This is a genomic window from Clostridium sp. Marseille-P2415 (assembly GCF_900155545.1).
Taxonomy (GTDB): Bacteria; Bacillota; Clostridia; order Lachnospirales; family Lachnospiraceae; genus Lacrimispora.
Window position 1 is genome coordinate 2926593 of record NZ_LT732526.1, and the last position, 25358, is coordinate 2951950.

Here is a 25358-nt window from a genome sequence, read left to right on the forward strand (position 1 = left end):
CATTTCTCTGTTCATTTTCTTACATAATCTTTACGGAATAGGTTTTTTCCTCAAATATTGTATTTTTATCCATACATAAGATTGATTTTCAACCTTAAAGTACCCTTTTCTTCTATATAAAATATGGAAATACCGTATTGCTTTTTACCATTTCAATGTTATAATGTTCATATTGTTGATTTATTTTTTTACTTTTGAACATTATTTCATTGAATATATGGAGGTTACACCGCTATGGACCGCAATGTCATTATCTGCCGCTCTATCCTTGAGAATCCGGCTGTCACCCAGAGAGAGTTGTCCCAGGAGCTGAATGTTTCTCTTGGAACTGCCAATAACCTGGTAAAAGAATGCATGGAAAAAGAACTGATAACTACAGGAAAGGTCAACTGTTCCTATGAACTGCTCCCAGCAGGGAGGATGCTTTTAAGTCAAAATAAGGTTGACGGTGCTTTGATCATCGCGGCAGGCTTCGGTTCCCGCTTCGTTCCCCTGACCTTTGAAACTCCCAAGGGACTTTTGGAGGTATTTGGAGAACGCATGATTGAACGACAGATCCGGCAGCTGCATGAGGCCGGGATTACTGATATCACAATCGTAGTCGGTTATTTAAAAGAAAAATTCGAATATCTTATGGATAAATATCAGGTTAAGCTTCTATATAATCCGGAGTATTCCCATAAAAATACTCTGACCACCATTTACCATGCCAGGGAGGTTCTACGCGGGAAGAACATGTATGTCCTCTCTTCTGATAACTGGATGAGACATAACATGTACCACGCTTATGAAGGCGGCGCCTGGTATTCCTCATCTTATATGGAAGGGGAAACCTCGGAATGGTGCCTGGACTATAATAAAAAGGGCCGGATTCTGAATGTATCCGTAGGCGGCCGGGACAAATGGGTCATGTACGGACCGGCATTTTTTTCAAAATCCTTTTCTGAGCAGTTTCTGACCGTATTGGAAGGCTATTATAAGCTTCCGGGAACAGAACAGTTCTATTGGGAAAACGTTTATATGGATATGTTGTCCGGGGAGGCTGCGGGGAGACTTCCGGATGTACCGGAAGCCGGCCGGGAGATCGATATGTTCATCAACCGCAGACCGGCAGACGAAGTATATGAATTTGAAAATCTGGAAGAGCTGCGCCGCTTTGATATTAAATATCAGCATCATTCTGATAATGAAGCAATGGAACTGGTTTCTAAGGTTTTTCACGTAAAGGAATCTGAAATTACGGAAATACGCTGTTTAAAGGCGGGCATGACGAATAAATCCTTCCTGTTTAAAGTTAAGGACCGCCATTACATCTGCCGCATCCCGGGACCCGGAACAGAAGCTTTGATCAACAGGAAGCAGGAAAAGGCAGTTTATGATGCTTTGACCGGGTTTGATATCTCGGAGAAGGTGATTTATTTTAACGGAGAAACCGGATATAAAATCGCAGAATTTTACGAAGGCGCCCACAATGCCGATCCACGCAGCCAGGAGGAAATGGAGAAGTGTATGGCAGTGGTCCGCAGATTTCATAAATCCGGTCTTAAGGTCGGACATACCTTTGATTTTAAGGAACGCATTGACTTTTATGAAAAGCTCTGCAAGTCTCATGGTGATATTTTATTTGAAGATTACAGCCAGGTCCGCGGTCATATGACAGAACTTCTTAATAAACTGGAAAGCTTTGGACATGAGAAGGTTCTTTCTCATCTGGATACGGTCGTGGACAATTTCCTGATGCTGCCGAACGGCGATGTGCGCTTAATTGACTGGGAGTATGCCGGAATGTGCGACCCGTTGGCTGATATTGCCATGTGTGCAATTTACTCTTATTACAGCAAGGAAGAAACCGATCACCTGATCGAAGTTTACTTAGAGCGGGAACCTACCGGGGAAGAGAGGTTTACAATTTATGCTTATATGGCTCTGGGCGGTTTCCTGTGGAGCCTCTGGGCAATATACAAGGCATCACTGGGTGATGAATTTGGCGAATACACGATTATCATGTATCGCTATGCGAAGAACTACTACAAAAAATGCTGTAAAATCGCGAATATAAGATAATTTTGGAAATTTGTCTTTAAATCGTAATAAAAATTTTATGCATTCTTATGGGTACTATGCTATAATGGCTTTATGTGTGAAAAAGGGAAAGGCTAGAACAGGAGGAGGAGAACGGCATGCGATATAGAAAGAAAGCGACCGCACTGTTAATGGCGGGGCTTATAGGAACCGCTGCTCTGATACCGGCTGGTACGGCCTGGGGAGCGACAGGATGGGTTGCGGATGGTTCCCAATGGAAGTATGTTGACCAGGACGGCTCGGTACATAAGGGCTGGGTAAAGACCTCAGACGGAACTTTTTATTTTCTTGATCTCTCCACCGGTCATATGGCAACCGGCTGGAAACAGATCAACGGGAACTGGTATTATTTCCATTCCAACGGAGCCATGGCTACCAAGTGGATCCAGGATGGAGGAAAGTATTATTACCTCATGGATAACACCGGTGTTCTCGTAAAGGGCTGGCTGAAAATCGGGAACGACTATTATTATATGAAGGGCGACGGTTCCATGTCCACAGGTTGGCGCGAGATGGATGGCGGCTGGTATTATTTTAAGGAAAACGGAAAATGTATCATTGGCTGGGGGCAGATTGGAAGCGATTGGTTTTATTTTGGCTCTGACGGTAAAATGGTCACCGGTTGGAAACAGGTTGATAATGCCTACTATTATTTGAATGCTGATTCAAAATCTGTGTTAGGCAGGATGATGACCGGCTGGCTCAGCGACGGGGCGAATAAGTATTACATGGATACCAGCAGCGGAAAGATGGCTCATGGCTGGAAACAGATCGACGGTTCTTATTATTACTTCAACGATTCCGGACATATGCAGACGGGCTGGGTACAGCTTTCCGGAGTTTATTACTATCTTGATCCTTCCACCGGTAAGATGGCGGCCAATACGACCCTTACCATTGATGGAAAAAGCTATACCTTTGGTTCCAGCGGAGCTTATCAGGAGAGCGCTTCCAATTCACCTTCCGGAACAAACAATGGAACCACTCCCGGAGGCACTGCCACCGGTACGGTCAACGCGCCGGGCGGAACCACCACAACTGGATCGGATTCCAGCGGACCAGGCGGATCTTCCTCCGACGGCAATACGTTAAGCGGAGCCCCGGGCAGCACTGCAAACGACACACCGGGCGGTTCAGGAAGTTCTTCAAGCAACGGAGTTTATCAGTTATCACCGGGACTTACTTCCGGACCTGGCTGATATCCTCATACTTCGTATCTGTGTGGGTATCTGCACCTCGGCGCGGATACCCGCTTTTATTTACGCGGGCAACGAGCCAAATGAACATGTTAGCGTTTTCCGCACAGTATTCAAAAATACCTGAATGATAAGGAGGCTAAAGCATTGAGACACAAAAAAGGAAGCCGGCGTTTTGCCGCAGCAGCATTATGTGCTTTTATGGGAATGAGCGCCGGTTTTTACCCGGCCATGAATTCCTGGGCAGCGGGTTATGAAAAGGTAAATGGGCATTATCAGCTGGCAGATGGTACGGTGATTCAACAGGTTATTGCCAGAGGAATCGACGTTTCCAGATGGCAGGGCAATGTAGACTGGACGGCGGTGGCTGCGGATGATGTCAGTTTCGTCATGTTGGGTACCAGGTCTAAGGGCGTGGTGGATCCATATTTCCATACCAATGTTCAGAGTGCATCAGAAGCCGGACTCAAGGTTGGGGCTTATATCTATTCACTGGCCACCACTCCTGAAATGGCAAGGGAAGAAGCGGATTTTGTCCTGAGTCTGGTAAAGGATTATCCGGTCTCATTTCCCATTGCTTTTGACGCAGAGGACAGTGCCACCCTTGGAACGCTCCCGCCCGCAGAAGTAAGCAAGGTTATCAATGCATTCTGTGAGCGCATCGCGGATGCCGGATATTACCCGATCGTTTACGCCAATGATTACTGGTTATCGAACAAAATCGATTTATCCAACATGAAATATGATGTGTGGGTTGCCCGGTATGAGGCAAAGCACAGTTATTCCAACCCGATTATGTGGCAGGTCACCAGCTCCGGCTCCATCGATGGCATAAGCGGAAACGTTGATATTGATTTTCTCTATAAGGATCTGACTCCAAAGCTTCCGGGAAATATTTGGAGAACCATTGGAGGAAGGACTTATTACTATCAAAATTATTCTATGCAGAAGGATACCTGGATCAACGATGGTACCGGATGGTTCTATATGAACGGAGAGGGGCAGCCTGCCACCGGATGGTTTGATAAGGACGGGCGGCACTATTATCTTGATGAAACCACGGGGCGGATGAACACCGGCTGGAAGCTGCTTTCTGACAAATGGTACTTCTTTAACGCCGGCGGCTCCATGAATACCGGCTGGCTCTCTGACAGCGGAGCACGTTATTATTTAAATTCCGATGGTTCCATGGCAACAGGCTGGCAGGAATTAAACGACCAGTATTACTACCTGGAGCCTTCTTCCGGCCAGATGGCAACCGGATGGAAGGACTTAAACGGCAAGTGGTACTTCCTGCAGGAAAGCGGAGTTATGGCTACCGGATGGCTCGATAACAACGGTACACGGTATTATCTGAATAACGACGGTTCTATGGTAACGGGATGGCACACCGATGGTTCTTCCAAATATTATATGGCTGAAAGCGGTGCAGTTTCTACCGGATGGAAGCAGCTTAACAACGATTGGTATTTCTTTAACCCCAATGGAGCCATGTCGACAGGCTGGGTCAGCCCGGATGGGAACTGGTATTACATTGGAACGGACGGAAAAATGCAGTCCGGATGGCTGGAGGACCGGGGAGCAAAGTATTATTTAAGCACTTCTTCCGGTAAGATGACCGTTGGCTGGAGACAGATCGATGGAAATTGGTATTACTTCGGCGGAAGCGGCGCCATGACAACCGGCATGACGCAGGTCAACGGCCAACAGTATTATTTAAATCCGGCTGACGGGAAAATGGCAGAATCTGCTACGTTTGTCCTGGAAGGCGTTTCCTACACCGCCGATGCAAACGGCGTCTGCACTTTGACTCCGGAAACAACAGCCGAACAGACGGATGGACAGAACACGGCGGAAAGTCAGACTGCACAAACGGATACTGCGTCGACTGATTCCGGTACCAACCCGACGAAAGAAATCGGCCCTGGAATTGGAATTCACAAATAAGTAATAAGTAAATGGAAAAAACCACCTAAGGCTTTGTTCAAATGTAAAATGAAAAGCCAAGGTGGTTTTTTGCATCCATACATTCTTTTATTCCGGAAAATTTTTCGTTTCTCCCACAATATAAATGGGCCTGTCCTTTAGCTCTGCAAACAGGATGGCAATGTAATTGCCGATTATACCCACGATCAGGAACAAAACCGCAAACATGAAACAGATCAGTACAATGGTGGTGGCATATCCGTTTGGCGTCCCGACTCTTGCCCAACTCCATATGGTATAGATCATCATCAGCACTCCCAAAAGACCGGCTCCGCAGCCGGCATAAATTCCAAGCTTTAAGGGGAGGTTGGAAAAGCACATGATAGTATTTAGGGAAAAGGCCACCAGCTTTTTAATGCTGTATTTGCTTTCACCTGCTACCCTGACTCTGGCCTCATATTCAATGGTGGTCCGGTTAAAGCCGATATTTTGCACATATCCGCGCAGGAAACGTACCTTTTCCCTGTAATTATCCTTAAGCACGATTGATGCCCGCTTTGATACAGCAAAAAAATCGGAAGCATTTGGCTCAAATTTCACGTCGGCAAGTGCATTGATCAAATGATAAAAGGCAGAGGAGGCAAAATTTTTAAACCAGCCTGCGGACTCATTTTTGGTGCGGACCATATTTATGACGTCATTACCATCCTCTAATTTCTTAATGATCTCTGGCAAATATTCCGGTGGGTGCTGAAGGTCCGCATCCATGCAGACGATTCCATCCCCGCTGCTGTAATCAAGCCCTGCGATCATAGCGGCTTCATGGCCGAAATTCCTGGAAAAGCTGATGACCTTTACCTGTTTATCCATTTCAGATAAACGGGTGAGGATCTTCATGGTTCCATCCTGGCTTCCGTCATTTACAAAAATAAGTTCATAATTCCAGTGCAGCTTATTTAAAATAATGGCCGTTTCCTGATAGAACTGGTCCAAAGCCAGCTCTTCGTTGTAGCACGATACAACGACCGATAGTGTTTTTCTCATAATTTATGCTCCTCAAGCTATTGCTTTTCATTTGCTTCCTTTTTTATATAACATCGTTCAAATTCTGTCAATGCCCTGGCCGACATTTCACTGTACTCCCCGTTTATTTCTACTGCAGCCAGGAGATTTCCGTCCTCAAAGCAGACCGGGACCAGCTTCCCCCATTCGATCAAATCTTTTATCAGGGTATAAGACCGGTTCTTTTCTCCGCTATAGCCTGCCTGTACATAAACATAATCGGTTTTTGCATAATTCATGAATTCTACGAAATAATCCATTTTCTTGACCAGAGCCACATTTCCCCAGACCCCTGTAATATCATCGTAGGACTGGACACTGCATGGGAACGCCAGTACACCCGGGTGTTCTCCGATGGCAATGAGCCTTGTTTCCGGGTCGGCGGCAAGAAGATTCCATATCTTTTCGTTTCCCTTTGAAATCATGTCCTGTCTGGCTGCATCCTGATGGTTATAATATCCCCTGTGCCGGAATGATACAGGGGTAAAGCCAAGGCTCCAGTTCCAATTTACCATGGCCGTGAAAAATACAGAGAAAAGAAGCACCCAGACCCCGGCTCCTACTGCTCCCCGCCATACGGCCCTCTCTCCGGCTTCTGCCGCGGCCTTTAATACATAGACCGTTGTAAGCACATAGAGAAGCATAAAATAATTCCCGTCTACCTGGGTCAGCATAGCCAGACTTATGAGATTTACGATTAAAAACGGTACATAGATGAGCCCTAAAAGCACGGAGAGCTCATGCTTTTCCCCTCTGTCCACATTTTTGCCGCAAAAATGGCTTACAATCCACAAAAGGAGAAGAAAGAACAGCATAAATCCTCCCCAGGCAAGTATGACATGATCCATGTCTGCACCAACCGGGCAGAAGAAAAATCCATAAAGCCTGTTTGCGAACTGCCATGCCTGTTCTTTTAGGGAGCTTCCTGAGCTGCAATTGGGTATGGAATTGGCCACAAAGGGATATTTCATATGAAATCCCAGCCTTGTCAGCAGAGAGGAAAATACCGATGTAAGGGGAAGCCCCGTTATGATCAGTGTTCTTGCCCAGATTCCTGCCAAGGCCAGAGCAGCCCCCGCCATAACTGCCAAAACTCCGCTGTTTTGCCCTTCTGCCCAGAATTTCGGGAAATAAAGCTTTCCGAGCAGGTATAAGACGGCCATGCCAAAAACAGCGGTGGAAAAAACCAGGGCCGTCGGCTTTAAGGTAAGGCTGATGAAAAAGGCGGAAACTGCATACCCCAGATAACGCCAGGACTGCCTCCCTGCCTTTCTGTAGCAAAGCAGGTAATATACCATGATCTCCTGAAATAACAGCGTGATCATATCGCTTTTTGCAGTAACCGCCATATTCATAATCCCAGGATTCGCCGAGAGCATGGCCGCCAAAAAGACCGCCTGTTCCCGTTTCATATAAAACCGGCCGATCTTGTATCCCAGATAAAGGACTCCTCCTGCCAGCCACAGGTTAACGGAGGTGATAAAGCTATAGGAAGGAAGCTGAGACAGGGGAAGCGTCAAAACCTCAAAGCCTTTGGAATAGGTATAAACGATTCCGATGGTCCCCATATTCTCATAGATTCCGTGGCCATTATCCAGAATATAGCGGGATCTGACTCCATACCACAGACTGTCATAATCCACTGCAATGTTAATCCTTCCGGCCTGAATGCACAGCATGGTCATAAGAAATGCAAGAAAGAATATTTCCTTCCAGTTATATGGAGCAGCTTTTTCCTTATCCCAGTCTGTTTTCAGACAGGATCTTCCCAGGAACACCAGCGCTCCGGCACTGATAAAAACAAAAATATTTAAACAGGGAACGGATCCAATGCCCACAGCGGACATCAGACAAAAAATAATCATGAGAAAGGCCCCGCCGGTGAGGAAGTCCGATGCCATACCGTCTTTTCCCGGAAGCCTCCACACAGAAACCCTCAGGAAGCGTCCCAAAAACAGAATATAGGCCAGATAAAGGCCGGAAGCAAGCACAGGTACAAAAGTCGTATGAGCCCACAAAAAGACGGACAGGATCAGAACTGCTGCCATAAGCTTCTGCCGGTTCCCCGGAATCAAAAATCCGGATAAGCAGAAGGCAGCAAACAGCTCCGCCGTCTCTGCCAGCATGGTTTTATATTCGTTCTGATTCATGATCCACTGAAAAGCTTCCTGATTAAGAATCTGCTCCAGAGAATACAGGATCGCTGCTGCTGAGAGCAGCATGAACAGCAGCACCCCATACCGATGTTTTTGTGACCGATTCATAAAAACCCCCAACTATCTTTTTTCCCGCATAAAATCATTCCGGAAAACGCTGTATCCATTCTCTTTTAAAATGGCCAAGGCGCTCCGTACCTTAGCACCGCTGTCCGACCTGCCGGGCCGGTATTCAAAGCCTGCCCGCAGTTCCTCGTCCGTACACTGCTCAAAATTCAGAGCCAATTCTGCCCTTTTTTCATAAAGATCTCTGCGGTTGGGAATCTTTTTTACTTCAATATAAGTGGTGTAACAGTTTCCAACGAGAAACAAAACACAGGCTGTCCCGGCCGCAATCCGCACCAGACACCTGTTTTTTTCTCTTTGCCTTTTTAATAATAAAGCAAAAGTCAGCAGAATCCCCAGGATACCGGTCTGAAACTGAAGTGCATACCTGGAACTGAGACCGTAATTTTCCTGTAGGAATATCCATCTGGACAGCATAATGAGCACATGATTCAGCCCACCGGATACGATAAGAATGAGAGGCAGGATTGTTTCCTCATACAGCCGGTAACGCCAGTGAAACCACAGGGCAAGCAGGTATAACGCTATGACCAGAAAGCCCAGGATCAGAAACGGTGCGTTGCTGTGAAAGATTTCTTCGGCCCGTTCCCCGCCTATGACCATGGAAGAGAAGGATTTTACAAAAAAACGCGCAAAAAAACCGGGCGTATCCTTTAACTGGGTGAAAAGGGATACTTCCGCCGGTGCGGCATGATCTTCCACCGCATAGGAATTGCTCCACAGATAAAGAAGGAGCGGTACCAGAGCGCAGAGTCCATAAAGGCCGTAACCGGATTTTTTGTCATGCCTCTTCAACAAAAAGCAAAGGCCGCAGGCTAGAATCACTGTCACCGAATAGATCGCGCAATATGGCCCTGCTATGAACAGTGTCGTGATAAAAGGAAGGAGCATGAGCTTTATGCGGTCATGCCTTTTTTCCTGGCCGCTCCAAACCCGGTCCAGAACCTCATAATGGTAATAGAAACATGCAAAGGATAAAAAATGGGCCCAGCCGCTTCCATTGGTCAGCATTTCCCATTTATTGAGGCTGAACAGCACGACCAGGATAAGAGCAAACCAGCCGGTGGAAATCCGCCGGCGGTAACAGTATCCTCCCAGTACCGCACCGGAAAGTCCCAGGGCCAGAACGCCCAGAACCCGGTCGAACATGATATTATACCCAAAAAGGGATACATTGATGATCCTGCCCAGGTAATTGACCGGAATTCTGGTAAGGATATCCGGAACAAAAAACCTGGCCGGATTCCATACATCCGGCAGATAGCTGTTAACAAGGCGGACATAATCCGAATATATCCCGTCACAGGTAGCAGCAAAGATATACCAGAGGCCGAAAACCGTCCCCAAAAGAGGTAACAAATAATAAAAATACTTACGCTTCATGCATTCACCTTATATCCCTTAATCTGCGGTCATTTCAGCGACCACAGAGAGGTGCTTCTCTCCTCTTTGTTCCGTCGCATCTTCATAATAAAAGTTGCTTTCAAAACCCAGCTCTGTGACCTGATACGGCGACCCGTCAATTTCAGCGGTTACCGTACTGGAATTGATGGGAATTACATTTTCTTCTTTCCCATCAATGGTCACGGTAATGTGTTCCAAGCCGGTAATCTTTCCCGGATAGTAGAACTTTAAAAGAATTTTTCCTTCTTTCCCTGCCATTATCCGGACTTTGGCACTTTCATCCAGCCAGCCGTCCTCATAATATCCATATACCGGCTCTAATTTCATGGTCCGGACAAAATCTGTGACATCCTGAAATGCATTGTGGGCCGGATCTTCCCGAAGGATCAGCATATTGGGAGTTACCAGGCCGATGTCGTGAATGGATTTAATGAAGTACACCTCCGTCCCTTCTGCTTTCCGCTGCCTGTCAAAGGTCTTAAAAAAAGTATGGGCGGTAAAATCGCTCATCTCATAAGAATCACCCATAATAAAGATCTTTTTCCCAAATATATCATTCTTATATTTTTCGTAAGTCACCTCTGCAAGCGAGTTATACCGCTGCTGGTCGGACCAGTAATACAGGTTCTCATATTTCCCGCGGTAAAAACTTTCCACAGGCAGCATGAAAAGACCGTAAAAAAAGAACAGGCCACAGTAAAAAAGCGGTTTGGCAAGCTTCACTCCTGTCTCCTTTTTCGGCACCACAACACCGCACATGTAGGCAGCAAAAAGCCATGCAGCCGTCATGGATACATAAATCCATCTGGTTTCCACCCGGATCGTAACGCTGGAGGAGCCGATGCACAAGGCGATGAACAGGAGAAACAGGATTATTACACGAAGGCGTACTTTTAAGTATTCCCGTTCTCTGATGACTGTTATCAGAAACATTACGATCATACTGAAAAGGAACAGATCCGCAAAAACTACCAGAACATGAAGCCAGGCCGGTGATTTCCCCCAGCTTAAACCGTTTAAGTGATCCGGTCCTGCGTTGATTCCGAACAGGTAGAACACCTGGCTGATGGCATACCGGAATGCATCTGAAAGCCGGAAGGTATCCGCCACCGTCGTTCCGCCGGTTCCTGCCGGAGAGAGGTTTCCAATCGTAAAAAAGCGGATTGCCTGAACTGCCAGAAATACGGCCGTAACACCAAGCCAGTGTTTCGGACGCCTTTCCTTTCTCATAAGAAAAGCTGCATAAAACAGCGGAAGCAGAACCATGTAACGTTCATGGATAAAGCACACGGAAAAATACAGAGCCACTGCCGCGGATGCAAGTCCCTTACTTTCTTCTTCCTCAGACACATAGCGGTACAGGCAATAAAAAATGCCGATCGCTGCCCACAGCGCCATGCTTTCCATCAGACCGTATACCTGGCTGATCTGATAGTAGGACATTCTGGAGAGCAGATACAGGATCCCGCAGGGAAATCCGATCAGCCACCTGCCTGACAAACGTTTTCCGAACCGGTATACCGTATAGGCAATGCAGGTGTTTAATAAAATGTTAAACGGTACAAACCAGCCGATATGGCTGCCTGTGATCATAAGCTCCAGCCAGGCTGCCAGATAATACACAAAACGGAACCTGGTACCTCCCAATGGAAATACAAATTCACGGAACGACTGCTCTCCGTAGCAGGACCAAAGGTAGAGGTCATCCATATAAAGTCCTTTTATCTCAATCCCCCTGTTTATGAAAAAAGCAAAGGCCAGCAAAAGTGCGGCTGCGATGATTTCGTCTTTCCATGCGGCTTCTTTTCCGATCCATTGTCTGTCTTCCATCTTTTCCTCCTGTTACGCGTTTTAAACGTCATTTGCTCAGGAATGGGGGAAATTTCTTTCCCCTTACTCCCTTTCTTAAAAAAACCGTTCTTCTAACATCAGGCAGAGCGCATGATAAACCGGAAGATGGAGTTCCTGTATTTTAAATGTCTCCGTCTCCGGGACCACAATGGCAACATCTGCCGCCCTTTTTAAAAGCCCCCCGTCTTTTCCGGTAAGGCCAATGGTCTTCATTCCGATCGCTTTTGCTGCCGTAAGGGCATACATGATATTCTTCGAATTGCCGGAAGTGGAGATTCCCAGAAATACATCGCCCTTTCTTCCATAGCCATAGGTCTGCTGGGCATAAATCATCTCACCGTCCACATCGTTTAAATATGCGGTCGAAAGGCCGGGATGGCCGGTCAAGGCAATGGCCGGAAGGCCACCCTGCAGTTTCTCAGCAAGTTCTTTTCCGCGCTCCGGATCCGCTTCCATAAGCCTCTTTGCAAAATCCGCAGATACGGCACGGCGCTTCACAAACCCCTTCATCAATTCCCCCACAATGTGCTCTGCGTCGGCACAGCTTCCGCCGTTTCCGGCGATCAACAGCTTTCCGCCGCTTTCATAGCAGGCTGCCAGAATTTCATAAGCTTCCCTGATCTGAGGCTTCACTCTCTCAAGCACCGGGTAACGCTCCATCAGTTCTTCTAAATATTTCATTGGCTCCATGTATTTTACACTCCTTCTCTGTTCAGTATCCAGTCCACAGCCTCTTTCATGGTTGCGGCATAGGCATCAAAAGATTCCTTCTTCTGTTCCCCGGCCATGCTTTCATACAATTCCCGGCCATATCCGGTTCCTACCAGCACCGTACTCACTCCATATCTCCTTCCGGCTTCCGTATCCAGAAGCTTATCCCCGATCATATAAGAGTGGTCCTTGTCCACTTGGAAATATTCTTCCGCCATCTCAAACATGCCGGTCTCCGGCTTCCGGCAATGGCATTCCCGGCGGTATTTTCCGATTCCATGGACCGGATGGTGGGGACAGTAAAAAAAGTGGTCGATCCCGGCTCCCTCTTTTAAAAGGAGGCTGTTTAAATATTCGTGCAGGGATACCACATCCTCTTCGCCATAATACCCTCTTGCCACCCCCGCCTGGTTGGTGACCACCACAAGCTTGAATCCGTGCTCTTTCAGCCGCCTTAAGGCATCCGGCACCCCGGTCAGGATGACCAGATCCGACGGTTTGTGCAAGTATTCCACTTCTTCGTTAATGGTACCGTCCCGGTCTAAAAATACAATTTTCTCCATCTGTTTTTCGATTCTCCTGGTGCCTTTCTCTCTCGTTTACAGTTCAAAATGATATTCGCCGCCTGGAATGGCAACCCGGATATTATTATAATCCCAGCGGTTTTCATCGGTGATCCACGCCTGGGCTCCACGCAGCTCGAAGTTCCAGTCCGTAAGCTGTCCCCCGGCTTCTTCCATTCGGGCCGCCACCTTATGGCGCACGTTATAAGGGCAGTATACCAGGAGAAACCCGCCTCCGCCGGCTCCTAAAAGCTTTCCGCCTAAGGCTCCTGCTTTTAAGGCCTCTTCGTAAAGCTCTTCTATCTGAGGCGTGGATATCTTGCTGCTCATACGTTTTTTGCTCTTCCATCCGTAATCCAAAAGCTTTCCAAAGCTGTATAAATTCCCCTTTAACAATTCATCCTTCATGGCATAAGCCAGAGCCTTTACCTCGCACATGGCATCAAACGGATCCTTCTTTTCATAATTCTTTACCTGATCCTTGATGATATTGGCGGATACGTGGACGTTGCCCGTATAGCAGAGCAGCAGGTTGTACTGCAGCTCGTGGATGATTTCCTTCTTGATCCGGAGAGGATTGACCACCACATTGTTGCGTCCGTGGAATTCAATGAAGTTAAAGCCTCCGAAGGTGGCGGCATACTGGTCCTGATATCCGCCGTCGATTTTCAAATCCTCCCGCTCTACTTTATAAGCCAGATCCGCCATGGCGTAGCAGTCCATCTCCACGCCTTTCCATTTGGCCATGGCGGTGAGCAAGGCCACCATGACGGTGGAGGATGTCCCAAGACCCGATCCCGGCGGCGCATCGCACTGCAAATACACTTCACAACCCTGTTTGATGTCCATGGCTTTTAATGCAGCCGTTACCAGATCAAGGCGTCCGTCATATACATAATTTTCTTTGGTATTATACTTGACTGTCATATCAAAGTCCAGGGAATGAACGATGATCTGATCATCTTCCCTGGGAACGATGGAGCAGTATGCGTATTTATTGATGGTGCTTCCGATGATCGCTCCTCCCTGCTCGTCACAGAATGGAGCCACATCCGTACCGCCTCCGCCAAAGCTCACCCGCAGGGGTGCACGTCCTCTGATTATCATATGATCACCGTTCCTTTCTTCACATCATCCATAAACCGGTAATAGTCCTCCGGGATTCCGATATCAATAAAATATCCGTCATTGACAAAACCGCCAAGCTTCTTTCCCCCGGACAGCCATTTCGGAATCATGTCGTGCTCTAAGGACACCTTACCTTTTGGTATGGCATCGAGCAGGGAGCGGTTCATCAGATAAACGCCTCCGTTAATGGTTCCCCGGCGCTTTTCTTCTGTCTTTTCATCAAATGCCGTCAGCCAGCCGTCTTCTAAAACAGCCTGTCCGTAACGGGACACATCCGGCACCTCCCGCAGCACCAGAGCCATGTCAAGGCCGCGCTCTTCGCTTAAGGTCATCAGCCTGGTATAATCAATCTGGTAAAAGGTATCCGCGTTTAAGACCAGGAACCGGTCTTCGGTCACCTTTTGTCCTGCATTCTTAATGGCTCCTGCGGTTCCCAGGAGTTCCTCCTCATAGGCATAGGAAACCCGGATTCCCCACTCTGATCCGTTTTTAAAATATTCTTCTACCATGGAGCCCTTATATCCAACAGCAAAAATAATTTCAGTCACTCCATGTTTCCTTAACTCCATTACTACATATTCCATAAAAGGTTTCTCTTCAATCAGCGCCATTGGCTTAGGCCTGTCGCTTACCACGGAACGGAGCCGTGTGCCAAGACCTCCTGCCAGCAAAACTGCCTGCATATCGGTATCCTCCTGATATCATCTTCATCGGTTAAATGGTTGAAACGTTCTTATTATATCATATATCCTTTGGAACAATCCACTATATTTGGCATAAAGTTGGAAAGGCGGAAGGTCATGTTTCCTGACTTCCGGCCCATGTCCGGACCACATGCCCCAGCCCATGGACCGCTTTCCTTATTCCCATTGCAGCCAGTACAGGTAAGAGCACTCCTAAAACCAGGTACAGGAAATGGAGTTCCGGATAGGAATAGGGAAATCCGCCCTGGTTTTCTATGAGCTCGGATATGAGCCGTGCATGGATCCAGTCAATGGTCTTAAACACCAGAAAATGAAGAGCCATAATGTCAAAGGAATATCTTCCAAGCAGAGCCGCTGCCCGGCCTGCCTTTGGAATTTTCTGAAGGCATTTGGCCGCAAAGCAGCAGAGATAGATCCCGGCTGCGGATATTACATAGAAATTGATTCCTCCCGGTATTTCATTGACGGATAACTCTACACTCTCTTTGGTAAACGCCAGAAAATACCAGAAAAGCCCTGCACAGGCGGCTGCACCATACCAGGTCGTGTATTTCTCAACGGAGATCTTCCTTTTCCGCAGCAGATATCCTCCATAGTAAACCGGAATCACCAGTATGGCTGTCTGCATGTGGTAGTTTAAGAATAATCCTTTCCGGTTTAAGGCTATGCCAAATAGGCCGGTCACAATACAGAAAGCTGCTGCCGCCCACGAACGAACAGAAGCGGGAAGGTAGTTACGGCAAAACCAGATGATGACCGAAAAGACCGTACCGGCTCCCAGCATGACAGGAACAAACCATAACGCGCCTGCAGGCCCTTCGGCGCAGCGAAGGAACAGGGTGTTCATCATGGCGTACAAAAGTTCTTTTTTGTTGTAATCATCTGACGGAAAAAGAAGATATTCAGAAAGCAGGTTATGTAATAAAACAAACAGGCCGCCATAGCTGATATAAGAAACCCACATATTCTTCAGCCTGCGTGCAAAAAATTCAAAGGGTTTATCGCCATAGCGCTCTTCATTATAAAGATATCCTGATATGAAAAAGAATATAGCCAGATGATAGTAATATACGGTGCGAATGGCAATCCCAAGGTTTTGGGAATGTCCGAAAACAATGGATACAATGCCGATTCCTTTTAAAATATCCCAGAACAAAAACCGTTCCTTCTTTTTTTCTTCCATGTAATTCTCCCTGACTGGACGGTACCGCACCCGGGGAAACCAGGGCGCGGCCGCCTTCCAGACAGTTCCTTTAAAAATCTTCTCCGATCACGTTCCAGGCTGCGTCTATGCTGTGATATCTGCGGATATAATCCTGGGTATCCCGGCACATCTGCCTGCACCGGTCTGCATCCTGGTAAAGGGATAAGACCTCCCCGGCAAAAGCCTCCGGTTCATCTCTTACCGCCATAACCGTCTCTGACTCCGGAATTCCTTCCGCGCCTATAGACGTGGTAACCACAGGAGCACCATGATACAAGGCTTCAATGACTTTTCCTTTCACTCCGGCGCCGTAGCGCAGCGGCACCACCACGATCCTGCAGCCGGCATAAAGCCTTGACAATTCTTCTTCCGTAACAAAGCCCTTAACAATGATCCCGTTATCCGGCTGTTCCAGAGCTTTAATCTCATCCGTCACCTTGGAGCCGACGATATAGAAATTCACCTTGAGCCGTTCCCGGATAAGGGGGAATATTTCTCCGGCAAACCATAAAACCGCATCTGCATTCGGCGGATGGGCAAAGCCTCCTACAAACAGCAGACCTTCCCTCTTTTCAAAGTCAGCCGGTATGTGATTTAGGAACTTCTCAAATACATAGGCCACAATGGCCTTCACATTTATGGATGGCTCGATCTGATGGATGGCCTCCCGCTCCACATAGGAGGGATAATAGGAAACCGCCGCCTTTCTCATAATACGCAGCTCCACGGACTTCCAGTATTCAGAGGACCTCCTCTTTTCCGGATCTCCGGTCAGTTCATACTCTCTGCCTTCCCGCAAGAAGTGCAGGTCGTGACCGTAATAAATGATTTTCATTTTTGTGTGGTTTTTGATAAAATCAGCATACTTTGTAGCAATATGGGGGCGGTTTAAATATGCCACCTTTATGTCATCTCCATGTTTCTTTAACCAGTCCCAGATCCCGGCCTGATGATCCTTGCCGTAAAGAATCTCGATTCCCATCTGCTGCAAAACAGTGGAATAAGGTTCCTCATGAAGGAAGTTATCGCCCAGGAATTTCACCACATACCCCTTTTCCAGGAACATCTTCAAATACTGAAAGGTGGTCTTGGAACCGGCATCCCGGTCATAGGTCGGCACATAGTGGTCAACCACCAGAATGATATCCTTGCCCTGGCTTCTCTCTCTGGCCCTGAAGGGGTCGGGATTTCCGTCGTTTTCACACTGCTTCCGAAACTCGGCCGCCCATTTTTCTTTCAGCTTCCGTCCATTTTCCACCTGATACCGCTTAAGGCCTGAGCCATTGACATCCGTACCGTTTGATACGCCTTCAAAATGAATGACCCTCGAAAGCGGCTGATAGACGACCCGCAGCCCCGCCTTCCGCACCTCAAAGGCGAGATCAGAATCTTCGCAGTAAGCAGGCGCAAAGCGTTCATCAAATCCGCCGATCCATTTCCACAGATCATTGGACAGGAGGATCGCTGCACCGGAAATATAATCCACATCCTTCACATAATTGTACTCCGGCTTATCCGGATCATCGAGGCGCCCGTAATTCCAGCCGGAACCATCGCTCCAGATGATCCCGCCTGCTTCCTGCAGCCGCCCATCCGGATAAACCAGTTTGGAACCCACCATGCCGATGGACGGATCGGATTCGATCAAATTTACCAGACTGCTGAGCCAGCCTTCCATCACCTGGGTATCGTTGTTAAGAAACATGATATACTTTCCTCTGGCCGCCTTAGCCGCCTGGTTGCAGTTTCTTAAAAACCCCTGGTTGGTCTCATTGCGGCAGATCACTACATTTTCGGTGAATTTAGACAGTTCCGCCGTGGCGTCGGTGGAAACATCGTCCGCTATGATGACTTCATAGACCACATCCTTTGTATGTTCCAGAATGGACGCAAGGCAGGCATAGGTATAATGGATCTGGTTGTAAACCGGAATGATGATGGACACGGTTGGGTGCCCCTCTTTTACAAAGCGGAGTTTTCCATGTATACGGTATATATCTCCGATTTTCATATCCCCTTCGATCAGGTTTTTCCCCTCTTCGGTTGTATAGAGGCGAAAGGACCGGACCGGATGGAGAACTGTATCCCTGGCGTAAGATAAAAATTTCCGTTTTCTCGTCCCTTCGGGAAATTTATCATCGAAGATTCTTCCAAGCTTTCTCCCAACGCGGTAGGTAAATGCCAGGTGCCCCTGAAGGCCGGCGACCATCTCCTGCATATTCTGGCAGTCCCTGCGAAGCGTGTCAATGATCATTTCCTGGTTGCTCACATGATTATCGGTCAGGCGCTTCTCTTCCTGCTGCTTTGTGATGGTTACATCCTTTTCCTTTATCTCCAGCTCCAGTTGAGATATATGTTCTTTTGTATCATCGATCATCTGTGACAGGACGTACATATCCTCCGGCAGTGCATGGGTTTCATGCATATAATTGACCAGATAGATCTGCTGGTTCTCCCCGTGGACGTATTCCTGGAAATGGCGCTCCATCTCCTGATACGTACCGATGCGCTCTGTCTCCACGCCGAATTCTTCCATATACTCTTCCATGGAACCATAGCGTAAAATACTCTTATACTGCTCATAAAAATAATAGAGCATCCGGAATTTAATAAATGTCATGGGGACCGGAAAGGAAAATACCCATTCATAATCCAGACAATACGGGCCATCCGCGGTCATCATGATGTTCTCAAAAAGACAATCGATGTTGGACGTTTGAAAGGACCAGTCCTTTTTCATGCTTTCATCCGCCTCAGAAAGGCTGCCGAATACCTCTTCAAATTCGGGGGTGATGGTAAAGGGAATAATGTAGTTTTCCCTGACATTTAAAATCATGGAAATCCCGTCTTCCACGTGGGAAACGGAAACCTTTCCATCACGGATCTCCTTTCCAAGAAGCTCGGATAAGGTTTCCCCTTTCAGGAAATCAAAACGGGCGGTCCGCCCATCGGGACTTAGGGAAACCTCTACAACCTTCAGCTTCTGGTTTTGCTCCTTTAAGCTCCGGTATTTGTCCGCAAGTGATTTTATATGGGCGGCGCCTTCATCCCTTAAGGCTGTTTTTTCCACAAAGGGACAACCATCCACCTCCACCAGACTGGTGCGGATCTGGAACGCTTCCCTGCGGGTTTTGTTGTATTTTACAAAATTAATTTTCTTCATGGCGGCTCCATATGACTAAAAATGAATTGGCAAATGTCTCAAACTGCTTTCCCTCGCATACCTCATCAAACATCTTTCCCAAATCAAACCTTAAGTATTTGGGATAATCATAGGCCAGAATGGCATGGGACAAATCTCCCTTGCCCGGCAGGTACCCGTCGGAATATATTGTTATGGGCAGACGGTAGTCCGGCATGGGATAATAGAATTCTGCCTGTCCGTCCGTTCCTTCCCTGCCGCACAGAAGCTCCCGGACTTCTGCCCTGGAAAGCCGGTCTTTGTCCGGCACAGCCCCTGCCTGATATTTTAAGCCCAGGCGGTTGCAAACAGCCAGAATAAGCTTTCCCTGCGGCTTTAAAAGGGATTTTGCTTTTTTGATCTGCCCGTCATAAGGGGACGTCAGGGATCCAACCATGACCACATAATCAAACCCATCTTCTTCAAAGGAGTCTAAATCCCCGGTCACATAACGGATATTCTCCTGCTTCTGATAGCGGAGGCGGTTGACTGACAGGTTATTCCGGTTCGGGTCAAGGACCGTTACCTGGCTCACCCTTCTGCTGTATAAGCCGGTAAGAGCGCCGTAGTCGGAACCAACCTGCAGTAATGAAGCCTCCTCATCAAACCCGTACCACTCCAGTATGTTCTCACGGATATCCGATAAGGCATATAAGTAATCCTGGTTAGGATTTTCCTTAAGCAGCTTTTTCATATCCCCGTTATATTTAAGCAACAGATTCCTGACCTCAGGACTGATATCTTTCATGCATACTTCCTCCTCATTCTCCTGCACGGTAAAGCTTTAGGCTTACTTCCGATTCCATATCATAAATCCCTACCGTATTCTTATTGGAAATGACTGTAATGTTTGCAATATCATACAGGCGGTGGTAGACTACATGTTCTCCGTTTTCAAAACCGGTACAGCTCATGGACAGCAGATATTCCCCTCCCTGAAGGGTCATTTTCTGGTTGAATTCCACCTCATACTCATCGCCTTTTTTTACAGCCTTTACATCAGAGGCTTCGTACATGGTATTGGTGCCGGTCAAATCGGCTCCTCTTTTATCCTTGATGGTGTACGTGAAAATCGGCGTCTCGATCTCCGTATTGAAATGGATCCGTTCCTTAATGGTAAAGCGTTCCCCCTTTAACAGCAGGTTAGTCACATTTCCCCTCTCGTCAAAAAGCCCGAAATCCACGATTTCCGCCCTTTTGTCACCGTATTCGGTGCGATTGGGGTTAACCGTAAGCTTCTCCTTCATAAGACCCTGATAACGGGTACTCTCCGGTTGCTTCCCGGAAACAGCCGGTTCCCCGGAAAAATCGTTTAAAACGCCGGTTCTGATCTCTTCCAGCTCCTCACCGAGGTCGTCCATCTGGTTTGCCAGGATCTTCTTATAAAGATCCACCATTTTCCCCGGTTCTCCCTCGGCAATGAAATTCCCTTTGTTCAGTACTACTACACGGTCACAGTATTTAATGATTGCTCCCATATCATGTGTAACCATCAAAATGGTGGTGCCGTTCTTCCGGATATCCTCCATGCGGCGGTAGCATTTTGCCTGAAAGAATACATCGCCTACGGACAGCGCCTCATCAACGATCAGAATTTCAGGTTCCACATTGATCGCCAGGGCGAATGCCAGCCGGACGAACATGCCGCTGGAATAGGTCTTGACCGGCTGATAAACAAAATCCCCGATATCCGCAAATTCCAGGATATCCTGAAGTTTTTCATCCATCTCCTTTTTGGAAAAACCCATCATGGTTCCGTTCATGTAAATGTTTTCGATGCCGGTATAATCCATGTTAAACCCGGCTCCTAGCTCCAACAGAGCGGAAATGACCCCATTTACCTCCAGCTTGCCGCTGGTAGGAGTCAGGACTCCGGTGATGATCTTCAGTATGGTGGACTTGCCCGAACCGTTGGTACCGATGATTCCCACGGTTTGTCCCTTTTCCACATCAAAGGAAATGCCGTTTAAGGCATAGAAATCCCGATGGTAGTTCTTATGGGTTATACTTAAGGATTCTTTTAAACGGTCTATAGGCTTGTCATATAATCTATAGATTTTTGTTACATTATTAACAGAAATTGCTTTGTTGTTCGATTCTACGGACATTAAATCCTCCAAATTAAGCTGGTTACAGCACATCAGAAAAATGCGGACGCAGCTTTTTAAATACTTTCAGCCCCACAAGCATGAGGACAATGGTAACACCCCAGAAATACAGTCCCAGAGTGGGCCGCTCGTTCAGCCAGTTTCCGGTCAGCATGCTGTCACGGTACCCCGCCACGATATAATAGAACGGGTTGACCTTAAGCAGGGAAGGCAGCCAGGCGGGTATGGAGGGAAACATCTCCGGTGCCCACATAACAGGCACCATCCAGATACCAAACTGCAGGAATATCCCTACGATCTGAGCGATATCCTTGAAAAATACATTGACGGCACTGGTAAAATATGCGATCGCCAGAGACAGCATGGAGCTTGCAAAGGAATAATAGATGATCTGGATCCAGCTGATCTTAGGCAGAAAACCATAGCAGAGAAATACCACGATCATGATGACTGCAAAAATGCCATGAACCATCAGGCAGGAAAGCATCTTGATGACCGGCAGGATCTCCACCCGGAACACCACCTTTTTCACCAGGTAATTGTATTCCTGCAGGCAGTTGGTTCCCATATTCAAAACCTCGCTGAAATAAAACCAGGGAACGATGCCGGGTATCAGCCACAGCACATATGGGTAATCCGGTACGGGAGGAACACTTTTAAAGCCCAGCTGAAACACGAAAAAGTACACCAGAATCGTTGCCAGAGGCTGCAGAAACATCCACGCAATGCCGAAATAGGAGCCTACAAACCGCTTCTTAAAATCGGCTTTTGACAAGTCCAGAATCAATTTTCTTTTTATGACGATTTCTTTTAACAAGGAAACCAGATAACTCATGGTTTTCTCCTCTCACTAAAATTTGAAGGTATCGCGGATTCCGCTCCATTTCTGGTCCTTATCGGAAATAATCAGCTTCATACCCTCTTCGACCGGCCAGTCAATGCCGATTTCCGGGTCACTCCATAAAATTCCGCCTTCATCGCCCGGATGATAGAAATCGGTACACTTATACGCGAACTCCGCCTCATCGGACAGAACTAAAAATCCGTGTGCAAAGCCTTCCGGAATATAAAACTGCTTCTTGTTTTCCGCAGACAGCTCCACGCCAAACCATTTTCCGTAGGTCCCTGAAGAGGAACGTAAATCCACCGCCACATCAAATACCTTTCCTCTCACGACCCGCACAAGCTTTCCCTGGGGAAACTGCTTCTGGAAATGGAGGCCACGCAGGACCCCTCTTACGGACATGGACTGGTTATCCTGTACAAAAACCATGGAAAGTCCGGCTTCCTTAAAATCATTCTGGTTATAGGTTTCCATAAAATAACCTCTGGAATCAGGAAATACCGTTGGTTCGATCACATATAGCCCTTCAATCCCGCATTCTGTTACTTTTATCTTTCCCATAATTTATGCTCCTTTACCTGTTAAATCATTCTTTTACTTGTAGCATTCTACCACAAGTTGGAGCAGATTTCTATATATAGGGGGATTTTTGTTAAAATATGACAGGAACGGGGCCAATAAGAAGTGCCTCAAAAAATGATATCACCCGCTTACCACCATGGTGTGGATATTGCGTACGTCATCTTTTGAAGCACTTACTACAGCCATTTCATGACTGCGGCATCTTTAAAATTTCCCAATATGGACTTTATCCATCGGAAGCTGCGATAAACCGTATGCTCCCCTTTCTTCGTTCGGAACTCCAACTGTCAGGATAGCCTGAAGCTTATAATTTTCAGGAAACTCCAGTATATCCCGTAAAAAATCTTCTGTATCTCTTCCATCGTTTGCCTTACGCAGCCGTCCCTGCACCCAGCAGCTTCCAAGTCCAAGACTGTGCGCTGCGAGATGCATGTTGCTCATTGCTACAGAACAGTCTTCTATCCATACATCCGTCACGTCTGAATTTCCGATGACTACAATCGCACATGCCGCTTCTTTCAGCTTGCCTTTCCTGAAGCTGATAAGAGCCCTGCCTGCACGATTTTCATAATCTTTTCTTCAGAAATCTCTTCCTCTGTATAACTTCTGACACTCCGTCTTGTTCTCATAATTTCTATCAGATCCATATTCCTTCCCTCACTTCCATTTTGTCTGTAAAATTATAAACAGCCACATTTTCAACAACATGTACATCCGCACCAAGCCTTATTGCCATTCTCGCCGCTTACCTGCTTTACATTTTATTGTAATTCTCAATCAGCTTGTAAACTACCAGCCCGATCCTGACTGCAAGCCTTTCATTAGCATTGTCAAAATCTATCCCTGTAATCTTTGAGATTTTTGCAATGCGGTAAGCCGCCGTTTTATAGTGCACATATAAGTCCTGCGCCGTCTTCGAAAGATTCTGGTTATAATTCAGATAGGTCTTCAGTGTTATAACAAGATCTTCCTGCTGCGGTTTCTTATAATTATATAATTTCTGAAGCGATTCCGGAACATACTCCAGCAGCATAGCCGGATCATCCATCTGACACAGCAGCTTGAAGATTCCTAAATCCGAAAACATCATGATATACGAATTTCCCTCATATAAAATATCCGCTGCAATATCAATGAAGGAAAATGCATCGGCCGCTTCCTGGTATGACACCGCCAGCTGCATAATCCCATCTACAATCTTTCCCACTCCGGCCTTAACCCGAAACTTTTTATTATGCCGGCTCATGCCAGTCTGCACCTTGTTCCACATTTCTTTTAATTCTTTGCGGTATTCTACCTGTGTCCGATTCGGGTTTACTGTCTTTATAGCAACTACCTTATCCATATCCGTAAGCACTTTCACATCCATAAGCTGCTGTTTTACAACTTCTTCCAGCCAATTAATGTGACGTAGCCTCTCGTTCATTTTCTTCTGTGGGCTTCCTTCATACGTTACTCCAAAGACAATAACCCGGTAATATCCATTTGGGTTCATCCCAAGAAGGCTCGCATTCTTTTTCAGCTCATCAGCAGAAGTTACTTTTCCATTCAGAATATTATTCAACAAATCATGCTGATACTTCTTTTCCAGTTTCGATACGGCGAACTTTCTTGAGAATTCATATTGAAGTGCAACGATAGCATTCTCCACTGCAATACAATCCATCTGATTAAACCTGATCTCTTTTTCTATAATCACGAGGTACATCTGTACCCCTACATTCAGACTAATTCTGACAATATACTGGGTATATTCCCCCTTCTGCTCCATGTACTTATAATTAGAAAAAATACCGGGATCATACTCACTCGCATTTTTGGATAATTCAAATCCTATCTCCTCATCACCTGCTGACGCATAACACGACATATTCTGATTGTAAAGAGCGATCGGATTACGAATCAGTTTGTTGAGCATATCTAAAATATCCCCGACCGGATTTTTTTTATAACTGTTGGAAAGCGACAAAGCCATAAAATTATCATGCGTTGTTTTATAGTATTTTAATTTTGTCACTTCTTCGTTAAAAAGCCGCTCCATAACCAGTGACAAAATGGTCTGGAAAGATATTTCAAAAGGGACCTCGATCAAAGGAACATTGCATTTTTCTGCATATTCTTTCAACAGCACGATCTTACTTTCCACATCTTCCACCAGTCTCCTTCTTTTTAAAATCAATCCGCTTACTTCTTTTCTCTGCAGCTCGGAAATATAGTTTTTAAACTCTTCAATTGTACATGAACGAAACGCATACAAACCTGTCAGCAACAGCTCTCCTCCATTGATAAATTTGACAATATCAGGAGCCTCAATGATTGTAGCGCCCTTGATTTCCTTTTTTAAGCCGTTCTCTCCGCAAATCAAAGTCATCTTTCCTAATTCTTCCATCCGGAGAAATTCTTCAACTGTAAATTTCATTGCCTCCTTCGCCTCCCTTCTTATTGTTTTATCATATTCATTTAGTATAACACAAAATAGCAGGAAACGGTAGTTAATGAGTGTCCTCATTGGGGCATAATAGCCGGGCTT

At 46.6% G+C, this 25358-nt stretch carries 18 protein-coding genes and 1 pseudogene; 3 read left to right on the forward strand and 16 right to left on the reverse strand.

Annotated elements, in window-relative coordinates:
• Positions 1-234 precede the first annotated feature (234 nt).
• The 3 genes from BQ9856_RS18280 to BQ9856_RS18290 all read left to right on the forward strand — a co-directional run bounded on the left by BQ9856_RS18280 (position 235) and on the right by BQ9856_RS18290 (position 5225).
• A complete protein-coding gene (locus BQ9856_RS18280) occupies positions 235-2064 on the forward strand; it encodes a sugar phosphate nucleotidyltransferase (RefSeq protein WP_077612302.1) in 1830 nt (609 codons plus the stop codon).
• Between the two features lie 116 nt (positions 2065-2180).
• On the forward strand, positions 2181-3281 hold the full coding sequence (locus tag BQ9856_RS18285) for a cell wall-binding protein (RefSeq protein ID WP_077612303.1): 1101 nt from the start codon (positions 2181-2183) through the stop codon (positions 3279-3281).
• Positions 3282-3425: 144 nt separating this feature from the next.
• On the forward strand, positions 3426-5225 hold the full coding sequence (locus BQ9856_RS18290) for a GH25 family lysozyme (protein WP_077612304.1): 1800 nt from the start codon (positions 3426-3428) through the stop codon (positions 5223-5225).
• Between the two features lie 87 nt (positions 5226-5312).
• Here the strand turns inward: BQ9856_RS18290 and BQ9856_RS18295 are convergent, their stop codons facing one another.
• The 16 genes and pseudogenes from BQ9856_RS18295 to BQ9856_RS18370 all read right to left on the reverse strand — a co-directional run bounded on the left by BQ9856_RS18295 (position 5313) and on the right by BQ9856_RS18370 (position 25247).
• The gene (locus tag BQ9856_RS18295; protein ID WP_077612305.1) at positions 5313-6248 is read right to left on the reverse strand and encodes a glycosyltransferase family 2 protein; all 936 of its coding nucleotides are present in this window, start codon (positions 6246-6248) and stop codon (positions 5313-5315) included.
• 17 nt (positions 6249-6265) lie between these two features.
• Entirely contained in the window at positions 6266-8530 is a 2265-nt protein-coding gene (locus BQ9856_RS18300) for a sodium:solute symporter (RefSeq protein WP_077612306.1), read from the reverse strand.
• A gap of 12 nt (positions 8531-8542) precedes the next feature.
• Positions 8543-9931: a hypothetical protein gene (locus BQ9856_RS18305; protein WP_077612307.1), complete on the reverse strand. Its 1389-nt coding sequence runs from the start codon at positions 9929-9931 to the stop codon at positions 8543-8545.
• 18 nt (positions 9932-9949) lie between these two features.
• On the reverse strand, positions 9950-11782 hold the full coding sequence (locus BQ9856_RS18310) for a hypothetical protein (RefSeq protein WP_077612308.1): 1833 nt from the start codon (positions 11780-11782) through the stop codon (positions 9950-9952).
• 75 nt (positions 11783-11857) lie between these two features.
• Positions 11858-12484 carry a D-sedoheptulose-7-phosphate isomerase gene (locus BQ9856_RS18315; protein ID WP_442855595.1) on the reverse strand — a complete coding sequence of 209 codons (627 nt, stop codon included), beginning with the start codon at positions 12482-12484 and terminating at the stop codon, positions 11858-11860.
• A gap of 14 nt (positions 12485-12498) precedes the next feature.
• Positions 12499-13077 carry a D-glycero-alpha-D-manno-heptose-1,7-bisphosphate 7-phosphatase gene (locus BQ9856_RS18320; protein ID WP_077612310.1) on the reverse strand — a complete coding sequence of 193 codons (579 nt, stop codon included), beginning with the start codon at positions 13075-13077 and terminating at the stop codon, positions 12499-12501.
• 36 nt (positions 13078-13113) lie between these two features.
• On the reverse strand, positions 13114-14184 hold the full coding sequence (locus BQ9856_RS18325) for a GHMP family kinase ATP-binding protein (protein ID WP_077612311.1): 1071 nt from the start codon (positions 14182-14184) through the stop codon (positions 13114-13116).
• Entirely contained in the window at positions 14181-14888 is a 708-nt protein-coding gene (locus BQ9856_RS18330; protein WP_077612312.1) for a nucleotidyltransferase family protein, read from the reverse strand. Before BQ9856_RS18330 ends, BQ9856_RS18325 begins: the two co-directional genes overlap by 4 nt.
• A gap of 115 nt (positions 14889-15003) precedes the next feature.
• Complete coding sequence (locus BQ9856_RS18335) at positions 15004-16092, reverse strand: acyltransferase family protein (RefSeq protein ID WP_077612313.1); 1089 nt, start codon at positions 16090-16092, stop codon at positions 15004-15006.
• A gap of 70 nt (positions 16093-16162) precedes the next feature.
• The gene (locus BQ9856_RS18340) at positions 16163-19276 is read right to left on the reverse strand and encodes a glycosyltransferase (RefSeq protein WP_077612314.1); all 3114 of its coding nucleotides are present in this window, start codon (positions 19274-19276) and stop codon (positions 16163-16165) included.
• Entirely contained in the window at positions 19263-20042 is a 780-nt protein-coding gene (locus BQ9856_RS18345) for a class I SAM-dependent methyltransferase (RefSeq protein ID WP_077612315.1), read from the reverse strand. Before BQ9856_RS18345 ends, BQ9856_RS18340 begins: the two co-directional genes overlap by 14 nt.
• A 13-nt stretch (positions 20043-20055) precedes the next feature.
• A complete protein-coding gene (locus tag BQ9856_RS18350) occupies positions 20056-21402 on the reverse strand; it encodes an ABC transporter ATP-binding protein (protein WP_077612316.1) in 1347 nt (448 codons plus the stop codon).
• A gap of 22 nt (positions 21403-21424) precedes the next feature.
• Positions 21425-22237 (reverse strand): ABC transporter permease, encoded by an 813-nt coding sequence (locus BQ9856_RS18355; RefSeq protein WP_077612317.1) that lies wholly within the window; start codon positions 22235-22237, stop codon positions 21425-21427.
• A 15-nt stretch (positions 22238-22252) separates the two neighbouring features.
• Complete coding sequence (gene rfbC, locus BQ9856_RS18360; RefSeq protein WP_077612318.1) at positions 22253-22807, reverse strand: dTDP-4-dehydrorhamnose 3,5-epimerase; 555 nt, start codon at positions 22805-22807, stop codon at positions 22253-22255.
• A 225-nt stretch (positions 22808-23032) separates the two neighbouring features.
• A pseudogene (locus BQ9856_RS18365) lies at positions 23033-23475 on the reverse strand (nitroreductase family protein).
• Positions 23476-23582: 107 nt separating this feature from the next.
• Positions 23583-25247, reverse strand: coding sequence for a PucR family transcriptional regulator (locus BQ9856_RS18370; RefSeq protein ID WP_077613440.1), 1665 nt, complete (start codon positions 25245-25247; stop codon positions 23583-23585).
• Between the last annotated feature and the right edge of the window lie 111 nt (positions 25248-25358).

What these genes read in the sequence shown, in the direction of transcription:
- BQ9856_RS18280 (WP_077612302.1), top strand. Translation starts at nt 235, where the DNA reads ATGGACCGCAATGTCATTATCTGCCGCTCTATCCTTGAGAATCCGGCT.
- BQ9856_RS18285 (WP_077612303.1), top strand. Translation starts at nt 2,181, where the DNA reads ATGCGATATAGAAAGAAAGCGACCGCACTGTTAATGGCGGGGCTTATA.
- BQ9856_RS18295 (WP_077612305.1), bottom strand. Translation starts at nt 6,248, where the DNA reads ATGAGAAAAACACTATCGGTCGTTGTATCGTGCTACAACGAAGAGCTG.
- BQ9856_RS18300 (WP_077612306.1), bottom strand. Translation starts at nt 8,530, where the DNA reads ATGAATCGGTCACAAAAACATCGGTATGGGGTGCTGCTGTTCATGCTG.
- BQ9856_RS18305 (WP_077612307.1), bottom strand. Translation starts at nt 9,931, where the DNA reads ATGAAGCGTAAGTATTTTTATTATTTGTTACCTCTTTTGGGGACGGTT.
- BQ9856_RS18310 (WP_077612308.1), bottom strand. Translation starts at nt 11,782, where the DNA reads ATGGAAGACAGACAATGGATCGGAAAAGAAGCCGCATGGAAAGACGAA.
- BQ9856_RS18315 (WP_442855595.1), bottom strand. Translation starts at nt 12,484, where the DNA reads ATGAAATATTTAGAAGAACTGATGGAGCGTTACCCGGTGCTTGAGAGA.
- BQ9856_RS18320 (WP_077612310.1), bottom strand. Translation starts at nt 13,077, where the DNA reads ATGGAGAAAATTGTATTTTTAGACCGGGACGGTACCATTAACGAAGAA.
- BQ9856_RS18325 (WP_077612311.1), bottom strand. Translation starts at nt 14,184, where the DNA reads ATGATAATCAGAGGACGTGCACCCCTGCGGGTGAGCTTTGGCGGAGGC.
- BQ9856_RS18330 (WP_077612312.1), bottom strand. Translation starts at nt 14,888, where the DNA reads ATGCAGGCAGTTTTGCTGGCAGGAGGTCTTGGCACACGGCTCCGTTCC.
- BQ9856_RS18335 (WP_077612313.1), bottom strand. Translation starts at nt 16,092, where the DNA reads ATGGAAGAAAAAAAGAAGGAACGGTTTTTGTTCTGGGATATTTTAAAA.
- BQ9856_RS18340 (WP_077612314.1), bottom strand. Translation starts at nt 19,276, where the DNA reads ATGAAGAAAATTAATTTTGTAAAATACAACAAAACCCGCAGGGAAGCG.
- BQ9856_RS18345 (WP_077612315.1), bottom strand. Translation starts at nt 20,042, where the DNA reads ATGAAAGATATCAGTCCTGAGGTCAGGAATCTGTTGCTTAAATATAAC.
- BQ9856_RS18350 (WP_077612316.1), bottom strand. Translation starts at nt 21,402, where the DNA reads ATGTCCGTAGAATCGAACAACAAAGCAATTTCTGTTAATAATGTAACA.
- BQ9856_RS18355 (WP_077612317.1), bottom strand. Translation starts at nt 22,237, where the DNA reads ATGAGTTATCTGGTTTCCTTGTTAAAAGAAATCGTCATAAAAAGAAAA.
- rfbC (WP_077612318.1), bottom strand. Translation starts at nt 22,807, where the DNA reads ATGGGAAAGATAAAAGTAACAGAATGCGGGATTGAAGGGCTATATGTG.
- BQ9856_RS18370 (WP_077613440.1), bottom strand. Translation starts at nt 25,247, where the DNA reads ATGAAATTTACAGTTGAAGAATTTCTCCGGATGGAAGAATTAGGAAAG.